This is a genomic window from Weissella paramesenteroides ATCC 33313 (assembly GCF_000160575.1).
In the GTDB taxonomy this organism is placed as follows: Bacteria; Bacillota; Bacilli; order Lactobacillales; family Lactobacillaceae; genus Weissella; species Weissella paramesenteroides.
The window spans coordinates 93,783-115,244 of sequence record NZ_GG697129.1 but is presented as its reverse complement, the minus strand read 5'-3'; the positions used below and the strand labels follow the sequence as shown (position 1 = coordinate 115,244).

The window sequence follows — 21,462 nt, the reverse complement described above, 5'->3', positions numbered from 1 at the left end:
GATTTATAAAGTAATCTAGGTTTGTGCGAGGGGGAAGAGCAATGCTAGATTGGCAAAAAGATAAAGTATATAGTGATATTGTGAAAGATTTGTTGTCACATCCGCAAGTACAGGAAATGGCAAATTATACACAACATCATCATTCTGATCGATTAACACACTGTATTACAGTCTCTTACGTTAGTTATCGCTTAGCTTTACGCTTTGGTTTAAATGCTACAGCAGTCGCACGCGCAGGAGTGTTGCATGATTTGTTTTTCTACGATTGGTGTGAAACAAAGTTTGAACTAGGCTCACATGCGTTTATTCATCCGCGAGTTGCTCTGCGTAATGCTGAAAAAATAACCAATCTTTCTCCAATGGAAAAGGATATTATTTTAAAACATATGTGGGGTGCCACGAGTGAATTACCACATTATCGTGAAAGTTTATTAGTTGATTTGGTTGATGATTATTTGGCAGTTGCTGAATTTTTCTCACCAGCGTCAGCTCGTATGAAACGTTTATTCCATACGAACTAACGATAAAAGTGACAGAAAATAGAAAAGGCTAGCCTTATTTTGATGTATTGATCATCAGAATAAAGCTAGCCTTTTAATTTTTTATTGTTTTAATCAGTGAGCGCTGACTTTGCGACCGTGAATAAAGTAGTAAAGGATAATACCAATTAGTGCAATCACTGCCATCACGATAAATAAGTTTTGGTAACCAAGCATTGGCTGGATAAAACCAATGATAGAGGGGCCAAATCCCAATGAAAATTCATAACAAATAAAATAAGTGGCGGTTGTCTGTGTTAAACGATCAGCAGGCACCATTTGTGTCGTTGTTGATTGTACGGCAGACTGAAAATTACCAAATCCAAAACCAATCAAAATGGCAGCAAGTAACATCATCCAGCCGTTTGACATTTTACCAAGAATAAATAAACCAATCGCCAAGATAATTAATGCTGGGTAAACAACATAATTTTCATTTTTATTATCCATTAATCGACCAACTAGCGGCCGAGAAACTAGTATGGCCAGGGCATATACCAAGAAAAAATAAGATGCAAAAGTTACTAAGTTTAAATCACTGGCATAAAAATCTAGTTCGGATTGTAGAGCAGCATAACCAAATGTAACAAAGCCAAGGGTCAAAGAGATACCCAGAACTTTTGGCTCAATCAATGTTTTTAAATTAAATTTTTTATTTGTTGACGTTGCTTTAATAGTGACTTTTTTTGCGTCAATTAGAAATGAAGCAATCAAAGCAACCACACCGGTAACAAATTCTAACCAAAATAAGATGGTATATGAATAATGCTGTTCAATCAATAGTGCTAAGAAAGGACCAAATGCGGTTCCTAAGATAGTGGCTAATGAGAAGTATGCGATGCCTTCTGCTCGTCGTGCAAGAGGAATCACATTAATGACTGCTGTGTTAGTAACTGTACCAGTTAAGCCCACTGCTAATCCTTGAATAAAACGAATGATCAACAGGTAGATAATCCCACCTTCGTATTGATAAGCAAGTAGGATTGGTACGAGAATAATCATGCTTAGAATCGTTAATTTTTTAGCACTAAATTTTGCCGTCATGATACCGGCACTAAAGCGGGCCACCATTGTACCAATAATGGTCATACCAGTTATTAAGCCAGCAATGGTTGTACTAACATGGTAGGTATGAACCGCATATGGACCAATGATGACAAATAGACTGTAAAAAGTCATCATACTAAGAATTTGAATAATAAACAATTGAATAAAAGTTGCATTAAAAATGCTAGAGGAGTCACTATTTGACGTAATACTGTACCTATCTTTCAAAAAAATTTCCTAAATAACTATACACCTTCTGTCAAATCGCCTCTTTTCGTGCGCAATAAATGACGATATAATGGGTCATGTGGGAATTAGAAGTTATTCCGTGCATTTTTTGTAAGTAAAGCATAGAATGAATATACGAGAAGAGAAATATAGCTAGTTAAGGAGAAAAAATATGGTAGTTGTAACCGATAAGGCGACCGATGCTGCAGAATTATGTGAAAATAAATTATGTGATAAGTTTGTCGCAACCTTTGAAATTCTTGGTCGCAAATGGAATGGTATGATTATTGAAACGTTGCTTGTCAATGGACCACGCCGTTTTAAAGACCTAGCACAATCAGTATCAAAATGTTCAGACCGCGTGTTAGTTGAACGTTTGAAGGAGTTAGAAGCTGCAGATATTGTTGAGCGACGTACTTATGATGATTCGGCTTTGATTGAATATGCGTTAACAGCACGTGGTGAATCAATGCGTGATATGATGACGGCAATTCATGAGTGGTCAGATAAGTGGCAGTGCCCTGCAAAATAGAAACTTGAAAAGTTAAAATAAAGTTTGTACAATAGAGCAAGAAACAATGAATGACCTAGTAGGTACCTTTTTAAAGATTAGCGAGCAGGAAGTGGTGAGAGCCTGTCTTTGAAAGCACTGAATTTCAGTCAGGAGTTCATCAGTGAAAAGTTGATGCGGTCTATCACCGTTAACAGATAACTGAGGGTAATCTTTGTAAGATTACTGAATTTTTTGGGTGGTACCACGTTAATTAGCGTCCCTTCGATAAGTTATTTATCGAAGGGATTTTTATTTGCAAAAGTTTATGAATATTAAGGGAGAAGAGAAATGAGTTTACAAGATGAGCTCACGACATTGCGCGATGAAGCATTAACACAAATTAATGATGCAGCCGATGTTAAAGCATTGAATCAAGTACGAGTACATTGGTTAGGGAAAAAAGGTCCGCTAACTGAAGTGCTACGCGGTATGAAAAATTTGACACCAGAGGAACGTCCAGTAGTTGGTGCATTGGCCAATGAGGTACGTGATGTATTGACGGCAGCGATTGCTGAGCGGCAAACACGCTTAGAAGCAATTGCTTTGGATGCGCAGTTAGCAGCTGAAGCAATTGATGTCACCTTACCAGGACGTACTGTCCAACAAGGTCAGCCACATGTGCTACAACAAATTATTGAAAATCTGGAAGATCAATTTATCGGCATGGGTTATCAAGTAATTGAAGGACCAGAGGTGGAAGAAGATCAATATAACTTTGAACGCATGAATTTACCTAAAGATCACCCAGCCCGGGATATGCAGGATACGTTCTACATCACACCTGAAATTTTAATGCGCACGCAAACTTCTCCAGTTCAAGCACGTACGATGGAAGCGCATGACTTTAGCAAAGGACCTTTGAAGATGGTCTCTCCTGGTCGTGTGTACCGTCGTGATACTGATGATGCGACACATTCACATCAGTTCCATCAAATGGAAGGTCTTGTGATTGACAAACATATTACCATGGGTGATTTAAAAGGTACCTTATTAGCAGTTGCCCATAATTTATTTGGTGAAGCCCATGATATTCGTTTGCGTCCATCATACTTTCCATTCACTGAACCATCCGTTGAGGTTGATATTTCATGGCATGCAGTGACACCAGATATGAATCCAGAGGATATTGAGTGGATTGAGGTCCTTGGTGCAGGAATGGTACATCCAAATGTTTTGCGTAAGTCTGGTATTGATCCAGACGTTTATGGCGGTTTTGCCTTTGGTCTTGGCCCTGATCGTTTCGCAATGCTTAAGTATGGGGTAGAAGATATTCGTAACTTCTACTTGAATGATGTGCGTTTCTTAACGCAATTTGATCAGAAAGGATAAGACAAAATGAAAGTTTCAGTAAATTGGTTACGTGATTATTTACCAATTGCATTACCTGCATCACAATTAGCAGAAAAAATTTCTCGTACAGCGGTTGAAATCGAGGGACAGTATCAACCAAAGGGGAATATGAAAAAGGTTGTTATTGCTAAGGTCTTATCAGTTGTGCCACACCCAGATTCAGACCATATGGTAATTACACAACTAGATGCTGGTGAAGATGAACCAATTCAAGTTGTCACTGGTGCACCAAATGTTGCTGAGGGCCAAACTGTTATCTTGGCCAAGCATGGATCGGTCATTGGCGATAATAAAAAAATTCGTAAAGGTAAACTACGTGGTGAAGTATCAAATGGTATGTTAGCTGCATTACAAGAGCTTGGCTTTGAAGATAAAGTTGCACCAAAAGATTTTGAAGAGGGGATTTGGGTATTCAATGATGTTGATGCTGCCGATTTGAAACCAGGTGAAGATGCTTTGACTGTGCTTGGATTAGATGATGATGTCCTTGAGACAGGGATCACACCTAATCGAGCAGACTTATTTTCAATGAATGGTACAGCATGGGAAGTTGCTGCCATTCTTTCAGAAGAACCAACTTTACCTAATTTTGAATTAACTGAGACAGCCGAGCAAACAAGCGACTTGATTTCAGCAACGGCTCCTGCCGAATTGGCAACCAAGTATGCTGTTCGTGTGGTTAAGAATGTCACTGTTAAGGATTCACCACTATGGTTACAACGCCGTTTGTGGACAATGGGTATTCGACCAATTTCAAATATTGTTGATATCACCAACTATATGTTATTAATGTACGGTCAACCAATGCATGCTTTTGATTTGAATGCCTTACCTGAACCAGAAGTCCATGTTCGTCGGGCACATGATAAGGAAATGATTAGGACATTAGATGGCGTAACTCGTGAAGCAGCTGCTGAAGACATTGTGATTGCCTCTGGTGATGAAGCCTTGATGTTTGCTGGTGTTATGGGTGGTGAAACAACAGAAGTGACCCGTGAAACAACGGACATTGTCCTTGAAGGGGCTATTTTTGAACCAAAATCAATTCGTCATACTGCGCGTGATCAAAATCTACATTCAGAGGCTTCAATGCGTTTTGAACGTGGTGTCAATGTTGAAGATACCTTTACAGCGCTAGATCATGCTGCAGCCTTAGTTGCTGAATTGGCTGGTGGACAGGTCACTGCCGGACGTGTGGTCGCACAAGATTACGCCTATGAAGCACCAGTTGTTGATGTGAGTGTTGATCGTGTGAACCATGTGCTTGGTACGAACATTACGACGGCTGAAATTTCAGCTATTTTTGATCGTCTGTTCTTTGATTACGAAGAAAATAACGGCGTCTTTTCAGTTACAATTCCAGCCCGTCGATGGGATATTACCATTGAAGCAGATTTGATTGAAGAAATTGCTCGCTTGTATGGTTTTGATAATTTGCCAGCAACTTTACCTACTGGTGAAACCACACCGGGTAAGTTGACACCAAAACAACAATTAATTCGTGCTAGTCGTCATGCACTAGAAGGCTTGGGATTAAATCAAGCAATTTCGTATGTTTTGACAACGCCAGAAAAGGCCAACCGCTTTAAGTTACATGATGGTGAACCAATTCAATTGGATTACCCAATGTCACAAGATCGTCAACAAACACGAAGTAGTTTACTAACGGGTCTTTTAGACGATGTTGCCTATAATGTGGCTCGTAAGCAAACGGATGTTGCTTTATATGAACAAGGACGTGTCTTTGTTTCTGATGGGGATTTGACAAAGCAACCAGCAGAAATTGAGCACATTGCTGGTGTTCTTTCTGGCAATGTTACTGAGCGTACTTGGGCACAAAAAGCACAAGCTGCTGATTTTTATATGCTTAAGGGAATTGTTGAACGATTGTTGAAGAACTATGATTTTGTTGAGCCTATTCATTTTGTGGCAAATACTGTCCGTGAAGATATGCACCCAGGTCGTACGGCTGATATCTATGTTGGTAATACTTTGATCGGCTTTGTTGGCCAAATTCACCCAACAACGGCGAAGGTATACCGTATCAATGAAACATTTGCCTTTGAATTAGACTTGGATGCTATTATTGCCTTGCCAAAGAATCAAGGACGCTATGAAGTCATTTCACGTTATCCAGCTGTGTCACGTGATTTAGCGATATTGGTCAATCGCGATGTGCCTGCATCACGCATTGAGGAGGCTATCCAGCAAGCTGGTGGTAAGCATCTGCACGATATTGTTACCTTTGATGTCTATACTGGTGAAAACGTCCCAAGTGACATGAAGTCAATCGCCTTTGGCCTAACATTCATTAATGCAGAACAAACGATGCTTGATGATGAAACCAATCAAACAGTTGATCGCATTGCCGGTGCTTTAGCTGAACAATTTGGTGCCGAAATTCGTTAAAGATTAATTAAAAAAATATAAATAGCCGCTATTACTGATATACTTGGGTAATAGCGACTGTTTTCGTTATGGACTAAAGATGATTTTAGGAGAATAATTATGAACAACGGTAAACGTACGCGTAATAGGAAGCGGCGTAGTCGGAAAGAAAAAGGACGGTTAATCATTCTTTTCCTGATATTGATAGCCCTTATTGCTGGTGGTGTTAGCTTCGTAATGAGTTATCAAGATAAGCGCGATTATTCAGCTTTGAATAGCCAAGATAAGAAAAATAAGCAGGTTAAAATTAAAGACGGGGAAAACTCAGAAGAGATTGCTAATAAGTTGGACAAAGCTGGTTTGATCCGCTCAAAAAAGGCATTTATGCACTATCTCTCAGCACATAATATTTCTAATTTGAAGTCAGGTTATTACCTATTTGCACCTTCAGATTCCGTTAGTGCTATTGTTAAAACTTTACGTCAAGGTGGCGCCTCTGCACCATTAAATAATCAAGATACGGTTACGGTTCGTGAAGGTGAGACAATTGATGATATTGCGACTGAGGTGGGCGAAAAGACAAAGTTTACTAAGGCAGAATTTTTAAAGGCAGTTAACGATAAAGCATTCTTTAATCGTTTGAAGTCTGCATACCCAGGATTGCTTGATTCTGAGGCATCTAGTAAACAAGTAAAGGATATTCGCTATCGCTTAGAAGGATACTTATATCCAGCAACTTATAACTGGAAAGATTCTAATAATGCTCGTGAATTAGTCAATCAAATGGTTGCCCAATCATACACACAATTAAAGGGTAAGTTTGACGCAATCAAGAATGCTGGCTTGACCGTACATGAAACATTGACACTTGCTTCGCTGGTTGAACGTGAAGGAATTGACCAAGATAGTCGACGTACCATTGCGGGTGTATTCTTGAACCGAATTGACAAGAATATGCCCCTACAATCGGATATTGCAACAAAATATGCACTTAAAACTAATAAGACTAATTTGTCTAATAAAGACGTACAAAGTACAAATCCATATAATCTTTATAAGTATTCGGGTTATGGTCCAGGACCATTTAATAATCCATCAGCTGAATCTATCGAAGCGGTGTTGAATCCAAAGGACCGAGATAAGAATTATCTATACTTTGTTGCTAATTTGAAGACGGGTAAAGTTTATTACTCTGCAACTTATGACGAACACTTAGGTAAATCTAGCGACCTAGAAGCTGGTAATACTGCCGTAGGAAATAGTGCAGATAATTAAAAAGAAGGACGACAGGTTAGGTATTAAAATTTAATCTTTCGGAGCACAGATAAAGTCACATGTTATGTCGTCAAACTTTAACATGTGACTTTTCTATTTGTCATTTAATTAATCAACAAAGGAGCGAGAACATGCAGTCAGCACGAGAGATATTACAACAATCATTTGGTTATGATGATTTTCGTGAAGGACAGGCTGAAATTATTGATGCAGTTCTGGCTGGTGAACGAACGCTAGGCATCATGCCAACGGGTGGTGGCAAATCAATTACTTACCAAGTTCCTGCCTTAATGTTACCAGGTATTACTATAGTTATCTCGCCGTTGATTTCATTAATGAAAAACCAGGTTGATGAGTTAATTGCCAACGGCATTGATGCGGTTACTTTGAATTCGACACAAGATGAAGAAGCTTATCGTCACGCTATGAATCATTTATTGAACGGGCAAGCAAAGTTGCTTTATTTAGCGCCTGAACGGTTAAAAAGTGAGGGCACCTATGCCTTATTAAATCGATTGCAAATTTCATTAGTGGTCATCGATGAAGTGCATGTGTTGTCACAATGGGGGCATGATTTTCGACCAAGTTATTTAGAAGCTGTTCATTTAATCAACAATCTTAACTCGGCACCACGAATTATGGCATTAACCGCTACGGCAACGAAACGTGTCCAAAATGATTTGGAAGAACGTTTGGCAATAGATCATACTGTTCGTACAAGTGTGGTTCGAGATAATCTAACAATTCGGATTGAAACTGGGTTAAAAAAGAAGGACAAAGATGATTATGTAAAACGTTATTTGCAAAAACATGCTGACGAGGCTGGTATTATTTATGTACCAACACGAAAGTTGGTGACTAGTTTAACAACATTTTTGGCTAGTCAACATTTATCAGTTGTGGGATATCATGCAGGTATGACAGATGATGAACGTAATCAAGCACAAGATGATTTCTTGTTTGATCGAGCGAATGTGGTTGTTGCGACGAATGCTTTTGGGATGGGAATCAACAAATCCAATGTACGTTTTGTGATTCATTACAGCATGCCTGGATCGGTTGAGGCTTATTATCAAGAGATTGGGCGTGCCGGTCGGGATCATTTACCAGCAGAAGCAATTTTGCTTTACGCGGCGGCCGATTTGCAAACACAACGCTTTTTTATTGAAAATAGTGATAACCAAACGCCAGAATATCAGCGTTTGCAAAAAAATAAATTGCAAGAAATGGCGAACTATGGGGCAACCACAATTTGTTTGCAACAGTATATTACCCGTTACTTCGGTGAAGAAACTTTACCTTGTGGACATTGTACTAATTGTTTGGATACACGACAGGCAGTTGATGTGACGACTGATGCACAAAAGGTATTGAGTCATGTTGTCCGTATGCGAAATGCTCATCAAAATAAAGATGCCTTTGGCAAGATGGTGACAGCTGATACCTTGCGAGGACATGTACCGGAAAAATTTAAATGGGCTCATTTTGATCAATTACCAACATTTGGTTTAATGCATGGTGTGCCACGAGTTAGGATTACATCATTAATTGATTTTTTGTTGGCATCGGGTTATTTACAAGTAACTGGCGAATATAGTGGTTTAATGGTTTCGAAAACGGGTTTGCAGGTTTTGCGTGGAGAACACCAGGTTATGCGACGACAGTCAAAACAAACGATTGATGAGCGGGTTACAACAGGATCGCCATTGACGCAAGATGATTTAAATGAAGCTGAACGAGCTGTATTCACTGCATTACGAAAGTGGCGCTTAGAATTGTCAAAGAAAACAGCGATACCATCGTTTATCATTTTTAATGATCGGACATTAGTTGAATTAGCACGCCAGCAGCCGAAAACACTATCTGAGTTACTTAATATTTCAGGTATTGGTCAAGCAAAAGCAGATAAATATGGGCGAGATGTTCTACAGGTAATTGCTGCCGCATATAGTTAAATTAGTTATTAAAATAAAAATATTGTTTTAAATAAAAAGGCGAGCACAAATTTTAAAAGAAATTTGTGCTCGCCTTTTATTTTTTAAGAATTAAGCAATTTCAACAGAAAGAATTTCAATCTCCATGTCAAAACCATTAGGTAATGTTACGGAAACTGTATCCCCAACTTTGTGACCGATTAGGGCAGCCGCAATTGGTGATTCATTTGAAATTTTACCTTCTGATGGGTTAGCTTCAACAGCTCCGACAATACTATATGATTCTGGTTCTTCATCTGGTAATTCTTTAAAAGTCACTTTCTTACCGACAGCAACTTCATCATCAGCAATCTCTGAAGAATCAATGATTTCAGCATTATCAAGCATGTTTTGTAGAGTTTTGATACGACCTTCAACGAAGGCTTGTTCATCCTTTGCTGAAGCATATTCAGAATTTTCTGATAAGTCCCCAAAACTACGTGCTAGTTGAATACGTCCGGTAATTTCAGAACGTGTTTCTGTGATTAGTGTGTTTAATTCCTCTTCGATTTTGGCTTTTCCCTCGAGAGTCATTGGAAATGTTTTTTCTTCAGCCATGACTAAGTTCTCCTGTGCATTAAAAATTTATTTAGACTAATGGTATCCCCAAAGTTTCAAGGTTTACATTACCACGCAGACATGCGTGTGTAAAGAACTTTTCGGGGTTTTTAAAACAATGTGTGCTGTCTTTTCTTACTTTCAGACCATTTGAAGCCCATGATAATTAGAAGAAAACCTAGTGTTATAATCGCACCGAGTTTAAACAAAGGCGTTTTAAATTTGAAAATTACCTCATGGTGACCAGGTTCAAGTGGTACACCGATAAAGAATTTACCAACAGTAACGGTGTCCGTTGCTTTGCCATCAACATAAACTTGCCAACCGGCTGCCTTAGGAATAGTTGTCATCATCATACTATCGTTTTTAGGAATCGTAATATCACCACTAATTTTAATCGGTGATTGATGCTTAATTTTGTATGGATGCTGTTGCAATGATTTTGATTGTCGATTTAATTGTGCTTTATTACCTTGGTACAATGAAACGTTTTGTAACCAGATATCTTTCTTTTTCAGTGAAAGTGTAATTTCCTGAGATTGTCCTTTTGTATCGGCAGGCAGTGGCACAATAATCGTATGGCGATGACTTGGAATAGCAGGTAGAGTTTGCCCGTTTAGTTGAATTTCCAAATTATCATTTGTCACAGCATTACCTAGTGTCAGATAGTATGGATTATTTGATGTTGGTACATAGGTTAATGTTAGTGAGGCACCTTCACCAGCATTTATCTTTGTTAAATAGGCACCGGTAATAGTTGATGGTGCATTCAAGTTACTTGCGCTTGATTTTGAAAAATTAGCACTCGTAAAAATGGGTTGTTGATTATACCCATTTAAACTCTCCCACAAAATGTTTTGGTTGCGCAAAGGATCATTTTCCTTAAATTTGACGTTTCGAACATTATCACTTGCGGCAAATCCCAATGGTAATGCATTCGGATTCTGGGATAGAATGACCTGTTTGGTTTGCTTAACTAAACGATACGTGCCATTTGTATCTGATCGGGAGTATGTTTGCATATTTGTTGGTGTGCCATTAACTGCTGGTTGACTACCAGTGGGTTGCAGTAGATAACGCATACCTAATAGGGAGTCGGTCATTAATGTACCGCTTGAGTAGGCGATATAGTTATCACCTTCAGGCTGTCCCAGTGCAGCCATAATATCGCTTTGCTGGTGTTCTAATGCCGAACTGAACGTCGATGCACCATTAAAATTGCCTTGAAGCGGATCACCCTTTGTTCGTTGGAAAGACTGTGCAACCCGGTAAAAGTCAGTTTTACTTTTTGGTAAATCCTTTGTTATCGCGTTAAGACTACGAATATATGTTTGATATTCAGTATTGGTAAGGTAACTAAAATTATTTAAGGTCCAAACAGTGCTGGTTGTCATTTCCCCAATCACTAATAAGGTAACGATTGGTAACCAGAATTTAATTTTTGCAGGCATCACGTGTAGTAATAGCAGAACAATAAAGAAACCACCACCAATATATAGTTGGGCAGTTGTCAAGAAATTGAGACTCGACATTCGTGAGAATAAGTAAATGAAACCACCGCTAGTAAGAATCAATAATGTTAAAAACTGGAACCAAGATAATCGTAAATATGGTGACCAGACAGATGCAACCAACCATAAAATCCAAAAACTGAACAAATATGAAAAGCGGTAGGGATACCAAACAGGAAATTGGAATCCGTGCCAAAGGAGATTTAATGGGGCATACATCATTGAGATAACAAGAATCGCAGTAATAATAAGTGCGGTTAGCCGTGTTTGCCAGCGAATATTTTTTAAGGTAAAGAAAAACCATAGAATGATAATGGGAAGACTACCAATGAAGATATTAGGTAAACCGGTAGGCATTTGTTCAAAGTTAAATGTGCCTAGAAAAAGTTTTCCTATAATATCTGCTGGTTGATAGTCAAACTTCCAACTTAAGTTAGCCAACATGTGCTGGCCCTTACTGTTCATTAGTGTATAAGCTGTTGGCAACCAGACAAATGTCGCTAGTCCAATACTAATGACACCACCTAAAATAAAGCGGCGTAACATCGTCAAGCGCTCTTTTAAACGATAGGGTTGCCAAGTTAGACGCCAGATAAAGTACAGAATCAAGAAGATACCAATCATGTAGGCCATATAGTAGTTGATAATAATGACCGCTGTTAGTGCGAGCACGAATGGCCAGCCTTTTTCATGGGTAAGATAGTATTCTAATCCAGTGACAATTAGTGGCAGAAGAATGGCAGCATCTAACCACAATAAGTTTAAATCATTTGCAACAAACCAGCCCATGAAAGCATAAGAAACGGCAAATAGTGGTAGGCGCCAGCCAATTTGCCAGTGCATTTTGCGTAATGCAAAAGCAAAACTCCAACCAGCTAATCCGTATTTTAGAACAGTTAGCAAGAGGATTGCAGCTGGTAAATGTACATTTGAGAAAGGAAGTAATAAAAAGTTTGTTGGACTTAGTAAATAATAGGCCCAATCACCATAAGACTCACCACCCAATCCTTTAGAAAAATCATAGAAGATGCGCAAGGGATCATGTAATACTGTTTGACGAAAACCAGCATAGAAGTCAATGTATTGCTGGCCAAGATCGACTGTTAATATGGAACTTGACCCAAATGGTGCCATATGACGACTTGCAAAATAGGTAAGCATAATCACTATTGGTAATAGGAAACTAATCCAAAGTGCCTTGGTCGATGTTCGCCATTTGAGAGGATTAATATTTGTAAACATAAAATAGTTCTCCAAGTTAATTTCAGTTAATACTATTAAAACATAAAAATGACAGGCACTCGACTATGATTTATAATCAGTTGTTAGAGAGTTTTGAAAATCCAGTTGCTCGATTAAGGCTTGGTCGTCTTGATTTATGCTACAATGAGTAGACTAGAGAATGAAGGAAAGGGTTTAGATTATGCGATCTCCTAAACGCCATGGTAGCCGTCGTAAAACCAAAAAAGGTTCAATGTCTCGGATACCAGTTCGGCTAAATGTTTTAATGGGTATTGTGATTTTAATGTTGGTAGCATTAGGATGGCGATTGGTTAATTTACAAATCACGGATAGTGCCAAATATAAAACAGAGGTAACTAGCGCTGAATCCAGCATTGAGAAAACCAACGTGCAACGTGGATTAATCTACGATAGTACTGGTAAAGTATTGGTTACGAATAAGGGTTCACAGGCCATTACTTACACGAAGCCACGGACGATTACAAATAAGCAAATGTATAAAGTTGCTAATCAGGTTGGTAAATATGTCACGATTGATACAAGCTCTGAGCAATTATCTGGAGCTAATTTTGCCATGTATTATATCCAATCTACAAAGCGTGCTCAAAAAGTTGCAAAAGCTTCTGGTACGGCGGCCGCACCTGGTACAGATGCCTATGTTAATGCATTGACAAAATATGTTGAAAAACATCAAGATCAATTCACGTTGACTGATGCGCAATTAAATAAGGCGCTAATTTTCCAAAAGATGGCCAATGCCTATTCACTATCTACTGTTTATCTTAAGGAAAGTGACGTGAAGCAATCAGAAATTGCTAACATTGGTGAACGACAATCTAAGATGCCAGGTGTGCGTGTTGGTATTTACTACACACGTGATTATCCAGGTGGCAATGATATTAAGTCATTAATTGGTGCAACATCAACTTCTAAAAGTGGTTTACCATCAGATTCAGTTAACGAATTATTGACCAAAGGTTACTCACGAGATGATATCGTTGGTACATCATATTTGGAAAAACAGTATGAAGATACGTTGAAGGGTTCTAAGGGTCGTGTTAAGGTCACCACTGGTAAGGATGATAAGACCACAGAAGAAACACTCTATGCTGGTCAAGCCGGTGGAAATCTTAATTTGACAATTAATAATAAATTCCAAAATGATGTGGAACAAATCTTAAAAGATAATATTCCTAGTGGATATACAACAGGTGCATATGCGGTTGTTCTAAATCCTAAGACTGGTGGCGTTTACGCATCTTCAGGAATTAATCGTGACTCGTCGACTGGTTCCTTAACATCAGACGCTCTATCAACGGTTAATCAGGCTAATGTTGTTGGTTCTGTTGTTAAGCCAGCAACCATTACAACTGGATTTATGAACAACGTGATTACACCACAAAATAGTACATTGACCGACCAACCAATTAAGGTTGCCGGAACTGCTGCTAAAACATCTTGGTGGAATCAAAATGGTAGTGGTAACATGCCACTAACTGCAGACAAGGCGTTGATGATGTCATCTAATACGTATGTTATGCAGGTTATGCTGAAACTTGGTGGTTTGAACTACTATGAGGGGATGTCATTGGCATCATTACCAACTAGTGTTTTCCAAACGATGCGTGATGGCTTTTCTCGCTTTGGTTTAGGAGTTAAGACGGGTATCGATTTACCTGGTGAAATTACAGGTATTCGTGGTTCAACATCGCGTTCAGATATTGGTAAGGCGTTGGATGAATCATTCGGTCAGTATGATACCTATACAACGATGCAGCTTGCCCAATATGCGGCAACCATTGCAAATGGGGGTTATCGTATTCGTCCACATATCGTACAGGCAATTACGACACGTGACCGAAATAATAATAAAATTACAACGACCATACCAACAGAAGTTATGGGAACCGTTAACTGGACAGCGGCACAGCGTCAGATGATTTGGGATGGTATGAATGAAGTTGTTCACAGTAGTTCGAGTTATGCAACTGGAACTGGACTAAAGGATATTAAACCTGCAGTTTCTGCAAAGACTGGAACGGCTGAGACATTTACTGATGGACATTCAACATTGACTAGCTCATTGATTTCATTTGTTCCTAATTCCGATGTTGCAATGGCAATTGTTGTACCTGGCGTTGATCAGGCCAATGAAAATGTTAATCAAAAAATTGCAAAAGCTATTTACGCTGCCTATTGGAAAGATGTACAAGATTCAGGTTCAGCAACAAAATAGTATATAATGAAAGCACTGAGTGAGGACCAATCATCAAGAAAGGGACAACATTCGGTGCTTTTACTATATGGAGGAAATATGACAACAAAATTATCAATTCGAGAACAAGCTTCAGCAAATTTATCAGGAATGTCTGATATGATGAAAACTTACCTGATGCAGAATATGGTCAAAAAAGTGACGGCCTTACCAGCTTGGCAACAAGCTAAGACGGTTGCACTAACAATGTCGCAAGATGAAGAATTATCTACTGAACTTTTGATTCAAATTGCGCTATTACAAAATAAAATAGTGGTTTTGCCTCGTGTTCTACCCAAGCGACAGATGGAATTTACAACGATAAATCGTGAAACTGTATATGCTAGACATAAATTTGGTATGTTAGAGCCAGTTGGTGGTCGAGTCGTTTCACCAAGTGAAATTGACTTTGTTCTAGTACCTGGTTTGGCATTTACACGTCATGGTGACCGAATCGGCTTCGGTGGTGGCTATTATGATCGTTGGTTACCGAAAGTTAAAGCTATCAAAGTTTCTACGACTGTGACAAAAAATTTGTATGAACAACCAATTTGGCCAATTGAAGAAACCGACCAAGTGGTTGATCAGGTAATCGTATTGGATAGTGAATCGTGATGAGAAACGTTAAAATAACATGGCAACAAGCGCCAGTAACTACTTCATTAATCGGATTCATGGTTGTCATTTTTATTGGTGAAGTTGTCGTGAGTGGACAAATGGGTGTTTCAACGCAGACACTGTATCATTTAGGAGCGATGTTTACACCAGCAGTTGTGATGATGCATCAATGGTGGCGATTGATTACGGCAGGATTTTTACACGTAACATTCATGCATTTGATTCTCAATATGATAACGCTGTATTATGTGGGACGATTATTGGAACAGTACCTTGGTAGTTTGAAATATTTTATTGGATATATAACTGCTATTATTATCGGTAGTTTGAATTCACTAGCTTTTGGGTCGATAACTGCGATTTCAGCTGGTGCCTCAGGCGGAATTTTTGGCTTGTTTGGTATGATTTTTCTTTTAGGATTACTGGATAAACAAGGATTTTGGTTGACACAGGCAAAGACGTTGGGCATATTTGTTATATTGTCCCTAATACCAATATTTGGGGGTACGAATATCGCAATAAGTGCGCATATTGGTGGGTTAGCTAGTGGCTTTTTAATTGCACCACTTCTGTTGAGAAGGGGGCAAGCCACAGGTAAACAAAAAATCGTGGCGGCACTTGGATTGATCATTTATATCAGTATATTGTTAACGCTTGGTTTTGGTTACCGTTAAATTGAGGAGTAAAAATAATGAGAACTTTTTTAGATGTTTTACAGCTACTGAAAAAATATGATATTTATATTCATCTAGGTAATCGTTTGTGGGACATTGAATTAGCAGCAATTGAAATTGATAACTTGTATAAAGCAGGGTTATTAGAAAATAAGAAATATGCGCAAATTAAATTAGTATTAACTCATGAACATGAGATGGAGGAGCGTCGTCAAGGGATAACGTCGCAAGAATGATTTGTAAACGTTTTCACAAATCTATTGTGTAATCGTTTAGATACCGTTATAATGGTACAGAAAGTGTTGGAGATTTTATAATATTTTTTTGAAAAAGAGGTTTTAAATCATGGCGAAAGATAAATTAATTGGTATTGATTTGGGTGGTACCACAATTAAATTTGCAATTATGACGGCAACTGGTGAAATTCAACAGAAGTGGTCTATTCAAACCAATATTCTTGACGAAGGGAGCCATATTGTTCCTGATATTATTGAGTCAATTAATTATCATCTTGATTTATATCAATTAGATAAAGATCGCATCATTGGTGTTGGTATGGGGACACCAGGTACTGTCGATGAAAAGAACGGTACGGTACAGGGAGCATTCAATCTAAATTGGAAAGAACCACAAAATGTAAAGGCAGATTTGGAAGCTGGGTTAGGTTTCCCTGTTGCAATTGATAATGATGCAAATGCGGCAGCGTTGGGTGAACAATGGCGTGGTGCTGGAAACAATCAACCGGAAGTAGTCTTTGTGACGCTTGGAACAGGTGTTGGTGGTGGATTAGTTAATGAAGGTAAATTAATCCATGGTGTTAAAGGATCAGCAGGTGAAATTGGTCATATGATCGTTGAGCCTGGTGGTTACCTATGTACTTGTGGTAACTATGGTTGTCTAGAACAATACACTTCAGCAACAGGAATTGTGCACTTAGCACATGACTATGCAGATGCCTATGCTGGTGATTCAAAATTGAAGGCAATGGTCTCAAATGGTGATGAAATCACCTCAAAGATCGTATTTGACTTGGCCAAGGAAGGCGATTACCTAGCCAATGAGGTTGTTGATAAGGTTGCCTTTTACCTTGGTCTAGCCACAGCAAATATTGCGAACATGTTGAATCCATCAGCAATTGTTATCGGTGGTGGTGTTTCGGCAGCAGGTGAGTTCTTGCTAACGCGAGTACAAAAGAATTTCAATGATTTTGCCTTTAAGATGACACGTGATGTGACAGAAGTGAAATTAGCTGAATTGGGTAATGATGCAGGCGCTTATGGTGCAGCTTCCTTGGCATTGCAAGCCCAGGCTTAAAAAATAAATACACCTTTGAATAATTTGTAACAAAATGTTACAAATTATTTTTTTGTAAAGATTGCCTATTTTCTTAATAAAGTCTTTAAAATTCCTTTTAATCGTTGATATAACAACATTTTTGAAGGGCGCTTGATTTTTTAATAACAAGTAAACCCTAAATTTTTATTAAAATACTGTTATATCAATGTAACTCGGATGTTAAATCAACTTGCTATTATAAAAACATCGCTGAGAGAACAATCACAAATCAAGGGGAATAAACACATGACTTCAAACGCACAACGTTCAAATAAGGGTTGGTTGATTGCCGCCGCAACTGCTGCTGCCGCTGCAATTTTACCAATGACACAAACAACAACTGCATCTGCTGATGAAACAAAAGATAGCAATGACTCACATGCTTCATGGCGTGCAAAAACTGTTGAAGATGTTAAATCTGTCTTACTAACAGCTGGTAAGGAATACACTGTTCAGTCAGGTGACACGCTTTCAACAATTGCTGCTGCAACTGATTTGTCAGTTGATGAAATTGCATCAGCAAATGGTGTGTCAGACGTAAATACAATCCACGTTGGCGAAGTTTTGAAGTTGGATGCTTCAGCAACTACAACTAATGACAAGGCATCAACTAACAACACAAACACACAAACTCAAAACGTTGAAAAAACTGCAACGACTACGACAGCACAAGTTGCTACTACTGAAGTAGCAACACCAGCTGCACCAACTTACAGTACAGCAGGTAATTCATATCCAGCTGGACAATGCACATGGTTTGTGAAGAACGCATTATCATGGGTTGGTAACAACTGGGGAAATGCTTCTGGATGGGGTGCTTCTGCTGCCGCAGCAGGCCGTGTTGTTAATGGTCAACCATCAGCAGGTTCAGTAGTTGTCTTTGGCGCAGGTGTGCAAGGTGCAGGTGCTTTGGGACACGTTGCTGTTGTTGACTCAGTTAACGGCAACTCAATTACAATTTCTGAAGGTAACTACGCTGGTATGGCTTATCATACACGTACAATTTCTGCCTCAGGTTTGACATTCATCCATTAATTATTACCCTTAAATAATAAATGAGAAGTAAATTTCAAAAAAGCTGGGATCTTAGAACAGAGTCCTAGCTTTTTTGAGTGTTCTAGGATTTTTAAAAGATTTCTGTTCGAATTTTTGATATGATATTATAAGTATGAGTTAAGAAATGAGGAATTATAGCATGTGGATAACGCTATTTACGATTATTTTACTTTGGTTCTTGTGGTACGTTGGTAACAAGTTGTGGACAAACAACATGTTGAAAAAATCTGCGACAGTTCTATCATCCGAGGATTTTGAATCACAGAGTCACGGACATGATATTGTTGATATACGTGAACCTGCCAAGTTTAAGTCAAAGCATGTCTTTGGTGCCCGTAATATTCAGTACGTAATGTTAAAGGAAAACCATGCTGCACTGCGTAAGGACAGACCAGTATTTTTGTACGATGAGAATATGCAGACTGCCGCTCGATTAGCCAAGATGTTAAAAAAAGAAGGCTACAACCAATTGTATGTTTTAAAAAATGGATTTGTTGACTACAAAGGTAAAGTAAAGACCAATCAGTAAAAGTAAAACCAGCTAGATATTGTATTAACTTTATGAAAAAGGTTAATACGCCATCTAGCTGGTTTTTTGTTATCATGTAATTATTAGAAACGGTTACCGTGTGATTGAGCGGCTTTACGAGCAGCCTTACGCTCAGTATCTTCAAACTTTGCCTCTTCATCGGTAATTGGTTTTACTGCAATCTTATGGAAAGTCACAGCCGCAGTTGCTGCAGCTGCAATAGTACTTGCTACTCCGGTAAGAACGCCAACCCCAAATTTTTTCATACGATGATCCTCCAAATTTTTATTAAGATTATTCTAACATATTTAACAGCATTTAATAAATAGAGGTATTAAAATGCATTTATCAAAACAAACAATCATTGCCCATCGTGGTGTGCATGATCATGGGACACCAGAAAACTCATTAGCTGCCTTCCAACGCGCAATTGATATGGATGCAGAAGGATTAGAGCTTGATGTTCAATTGGCCAATCATCGATTAGTATTAAAGCACGATATAAATGAAGAAGAAACTGCGAATTTACCGACCTTTCAGGAATTTTTAAACTTAATCAAAGCATCAAAGTATCATGGCTTTCTGTTAATTGAATTGAAAGGCAGTGAAGGGGCGCAGGAGCTCTATCAGCAGTTGCAGGAGGCTGCACTAGATAACGAGCTGATGTTGCAATCATTTTGGGAGCGACCATTACGTGAATGGCGGGCATTGGATAAAGAAATCCCCATTGGTTATTTGCGACATTATCCAAATCGACTAAGTTGGCAATTGGCAAAAAATAAAATTATTCAGCAAGTTAACCTGGATTATCGTTATGCGCCGCTGCGTATATTTTCACCTTGGTGGTTACCAACTTATTGGTGGACAATTAATCGACCAAGCGTGACGTGGCTGTTGATGCATACGGCAGTTTCGGCAATTATCACTGATAATATAAGCCAAGCACTGAAATATCGAAGAAGGAAATAAAAATTAATTATGAAAAAAATTGTTGTCATTGTGGGTCCGACTGCAGTTGGTAAAACAGCACTATCAATTAAATTAGCCAAAAAGTTTAACGGTGAAATTGTGTCAGGGGATTCCATGCAAATTTATCGTAACTTAGATATTGGCACAGCAAAGGCAACGGTTGCTGAACAACTAGAAGTTCCCCATCACTTAATTAATATTGCAGATCCTGATGAAAATTATTCTGCAGCAAAGTTTGTGACTGCTGCACAAAAGGCAATCACTGATATTAGCGAACGGGGAAAATTACCGATATTGGTTGGTGGCACAGGATTTTATGTCCAGGCATTATTAGGGGATCGACCTTTAGCGAAAACATCTGATATTGATGATCCAGAATTCGTACAACATTGGACAGAAATTGCTCATAGGGATGGTGAGCAGGTTGTCAGAGATGCTTTAAAAGAAGTTGATGCTGTCAGTGAAGCACGAATTTTACCAGGACAAATTCGTCGATTGGTCCGTGCGCTATTGGTTAGTACTCAGACCGGGCAGCCATTTTCTTCATTACAGCCAGAACCCAAACGCCAATATGATGCGTTCATTATTGGCCTGAAAACTGAGCGATCTTTATTATATGAACGTATTAATCAACGGGTTGATGACATGATGATGTCAGGAGTTCTAGCTGAGGCAGAATTAGTTTATCATTTACCGGCTGAAAGTACGGCAAAACGAGCAATTGGCTATAAAGAATTATTCGGTTACCTGACAGGCGATGAGTCTTATGCAGAGGCAGTGATGAGGTTAAAACAGGCATCACGTCGATATGCAAAGCGTCAAATGACGTGGTTTAATAACCAGTTCCAGGATATTCGCTGGTTTGACCTAGTGCAACAACCTGACGAACTAGACCAAATTATGGACCAATTAAACAACTTTATGTTAGAATAGCTGACATTAATGACCAACAACGTGCGCGAGAGTGGTAATATGCTAGTCATAGGGAGGTCAGTGATATGAGTGGACGAGAATTACGACGTGATTTAGCTGTCTTACCAATGAGCGTTGTGCGAGAATTGACGGGTTTAACAGATCGTCAAGTACGTTATTATGACCAGCAGGGGTTAATTGAACCACACAGAGGTGCGGGTAAACAACGGCGTTTTTCATTGGAAGATGTTGATCGTCTGCTACAGATTGCTGAGTATTTGGATGCGGGTTACACTGTTGCTGAAATTCATGAAGTTGATCAAAAACAACAGCGTAAACAAAAGAATACAGATCCTTCCGAGGAAAGTTTACGTCATATATTAGCTGACGAATTATTAAATATTGGTCGATTTAACGGTCAACAAAGATTTTAAGATGTTGTGATATAGGA

Annotated in this window: 20 protein-coding genes and 1 other annotated feature; of the genes, 16 read left to right on the top strand and 4 right to left on the bottom strand. The window is 38.7% G+C overall.

Going from position 1 to position 21,462, the window contains the following annotated elements; all coding sequences use genetic code 11:
- The first annotated feature begins 41 nt into the window (after positions 1-41).
- Positions 42-521 (top strand): HD domain-containing protein, encoded by a 480-nt coding sequence (locus HMPREF0877_RS03430; RefSeq protein WP_002827823.1) that lies wholly within the window; start codon positions 42-44, stop codon positions 519-521.
- A 93-nt stretch (positions 522-614) separates the two neighbouring features.
- Here the strand turns inward: HMPREF0877_RS03430 and HMPREF0877_RS03425 are convergent, their stop codons facing one another.
- On the bottom strand, positions 615-1,814 hold the full coding sequence (locus HMPREF0877_RS03425) for an MFS transporter (protein ID WP_242648996.1): 1,200 nt from the start codon (positions 1,812-1,814) through the stop codon (positions 615-617).
- Positions 1,815-1,986: 172 nt separating this feature from the next.
- Between HMPREF0877_RS03425 and HMPREF0877_RS03420 the strand changes: the two genes are divergently transcribed.
- The 5 genes from HMPREF0877_RS03420 (at position 1,987) to recQ (ending at position 9,335) form a co-directional block, all read left to right on the top strand.
- Entirely contained in the window at positions 1,987-2,346 is a 360-nt protein-coding gene (locus HMPREF0877_RS03420; protein WP_002827821.1) for a winged helix-turn-helix transcriptional regulator, read from the top strand.
- 37 nt (positions 2,347-2,383) lie between these two features.
- Positions 2,384-2,592 (top strand) — a binding site (T-box leader).
- A gap of 63 nt (positions 2,593-2,655) precedes the next feature.
- The gene (pheS, locus tag HMPREF0877_RS03415) at positions 2,656-3,696 is read left to right on the top strand and encodes a phenylalanine--tRNA ligase subunit alpha (protein WP_002827820.1); all 1,041 of its coding nucleotides are present in this window, start codon (positions 2,656-2,658) and stop codon (positions 3,694-3,696) included.
- A gap of 6 nt (positions 3,697-3,702) precedes the next feature.
- Positions 3,703-6,126, top strand: a complete 2,424-nt coding sequence (pheT, locus tag HMPREF0877_RS03410) for a phenylalanine--tRNA ligase subunit beta (RefSeq protein ID WP_002827819.1) — start codon at positions 3,703-3,705, stop codon at positions 6,124-6,126.
- 99 nt (positions 6,127-6,225) lie between these two features.
- Positions 6,226-7,380, top strand: a complete 1,155-nt coding sequence (gene mltG, locus HMPREF0877_RS03405; RefSeq protein WP_002827817.1) for an endolytic transglycosylase MltG — start codon at positions 6,226-6,228, stop codon at positions 7,378-7,380.
- Between the two features lie 131 nt (positions 7,381-7,511).
- Positions 7,512-9,335, top strand: a complete 1,824-nt coding sequence (gene recQ / locus HMPREF0877_RS03400) for a DNA helicase RecQ (protein WP_002827816.1) — start codon at positions 7,512-7,514, stop codon at positions 9,333-9,335.
- Positions 9,336-9,425: 90 nt separating this feature from the next.
- On the opposite strand, the gene greA is transcribed toward recQ, so the two are convergent.
- Both greA and HMPREF0877_RS03390 read right to left on the bottom strand, forming a co-directional pair.
- Complete coding sequence (greA, locus tag HMPREF0877_RS03395; protein WP_002827815.1) at positions 9,426-9,911, bottom strand: transcription elongation factor GreA; 486 nt, start codon at positions 9,909-9,911, stop codon at positions 9,426-9,428.
- A gap of 110 nt (positions 9,912-10,021) precedes the next feature.
- The gene (locus HMPREF0877_RS03390) at positions 10,022-12,664 is read right to left on the bottom strand and encodes a YfhO family protein (protein WP_002827814.1); all 2,643 of its coding nucleotides are present in this window, start codon (positions 12,662-12,664) and stop codon (positions 10,022-10,024) included.
- 181 nt (positions 12,665-12,845) lie between these two features.
- On the opposite strand from HMPREF0877_RS03390, the gene HMPREF0877_RS03385 reads away from it, so the two are divergent.
- The 7 genes from HMPREF0877_RS03385 (at position 12,846) to HMPREF0877_RS03355 (ending at position 19,130) form a co-directional block, all read left to right on the top strand.
- Positions 12,846-14,900 carry a peptidoglycan D,D-transpeptidase FtsI family protein gene (locus HMPREF0877_RS03385; RefSeq protein ID WP_002827813.1) on the top strand — a complete coding sequence of 685 codons (2,055 nt, stop codon included), beginning with the start codon at positions 12,846-12,848 and terminating at the stop codon, positions 14,898-14,900.
- A 78-nt stretch (positions 14,901-14,978) separates the two neighbouring features.
- Positions 14,979-15,533 (top strand): 5-formyltetrahydrofolate cyclo-ligase, encoded by a 555-nt coding sequence (locus HMPREF0877_RS03380; protein WP_040760492.1) that lies wholly within the window; start codon positions 14,979-14,981, stop codon positions 15,531-15,533.
- Positions 15,533-16,210: a rhomboid family intramembrane serine protease gene (locus HMPREF0877_RS03375; RefSeq protein ID WP_002827810.1), complete on the top strand. Its 678-nt coding sequence runs from the start codon at positions 15,533-15,535 to the stop codon at positions 16,208-16,210. Before HMPREF0877_RS03380 ends, HMPREF0877_RS03375 begins: the two co-directional genes overlap by 1 nt.
- 17 nt (positions 16,211-16,227) lie before the next feature.
- Entirely contained in the window at positions 16,228-16,446 is a 219-nt protein-coding gene (locus HMPREF0877_RS03370) for a YqgQ family protein (RefSeq protein ID WP_002827809.1), read from the top strand.
- 109 nt (positions 16,447-16,555) lie between these two features.
- On the top strand, positions 16,556-17,524 hold the full coding sequence (locus HMPREF0877_RS03365; RefSeq protein ID WP_002827808.1) for an ROK family glucokinase: 969 nt from the start codon (positions 16,556-16,558) through the stop codon (positions 17,522-17,524).
- Positions 17,525-17,791: 267 nt separating this feature from the next.
- A complete protein-coding gene (locus tag HMPREF0877_RS03360) occupies positions 17,792-18,580 on the top strand; it encodes a COG3942 and LysM peptidoglycan-binding domain-containing protein (RefSeq protein WP_040760490.1) in 789 nt (262 codons plus the stop codon).
- A gap of 160 nt (positions 18,581-18,740) precedes the next feature.
- Positions 18,741-19,130 carry a rhodanese-like domain-containing protein gene (locus tag HMPREF0877_RS03355; protein ID WP_002827805.1) on the top strand — a complete coding sequence of 130 codons (390 nt, stop codon included), beginning with the start codon at positions 18,741-18,743 and terminating at the stop codon, positions 19,128-19,130.
- Between the two features lie 83 nt (positions 19,131-19,213).
- On the opposite strand, the gene HMPREF0877_RS03350 is transcribed toward HMPREF0877_RS03355, so the two are convergent.
- A complete protein-coding gene (locus HMPREF0877_RS03350; protein ID WP_002827804.1) occupies positions 19,214-19,396 on the bottom strand; it encodes a DUF3042 family protein in 183 nt (60 codons plus the stop codon).
- A gap of 73 nt (positions 19,397-19,469) precedes the next feature.
- Between HMPREF0877_RS03350 and HMPREF0877_RS03345 the strand changes: the two genes are divergently transcribed.
- The 3 genes from HMPREF0877_RS03345 (at position 19,470) to HMPREF0877_RS03335 (ending at position 21,445) form a co-directional block, all read left to right on the top strand.
- Positions 19,470-20,099, top strand: coding sequence for a glycerophosphodiester phosphodiesterase (locus tag HMPREF0877_RS03345; protein ID WP_002827803.1), 630 nt, complete (start codon positions 19,470-19,472; stop codon positions 20,097-20,099).
- Between the two features lie 9 nt (positions 20,100-20,108).
- Positions 20,109-21,032 (top strand): tRNA (adenosine(37)-N6)-dimethylallyltransferase MiaA, encoded by a 924-nt coding sequence (gene miaA, locus HMPREF0877_RS03340; RefSeq protein ID WP_002827801.1) that lies wholly within the window; start codon positions 20,109-20,111, stop codon positions 21,030-21,032.
- A 65-nt stretch (positions 21,033-21,097) separates the two neighbouring features.
- The gene (locus tag HMPREF0877_RS03335; RefSeq protein WP_002827800.1) at positions 21,098-21,445 is read left to right on the top strand and encodes a MerR family transcriptional regulator; all 348 of its coding nucleotides are present in this window, start codon (positions 21,098-21,100) and stop codon (positions 21,443-21,445) included.
- The last annotated feature ends 17 nt before the right edge of the window (positions 21,446-21,462 follow it).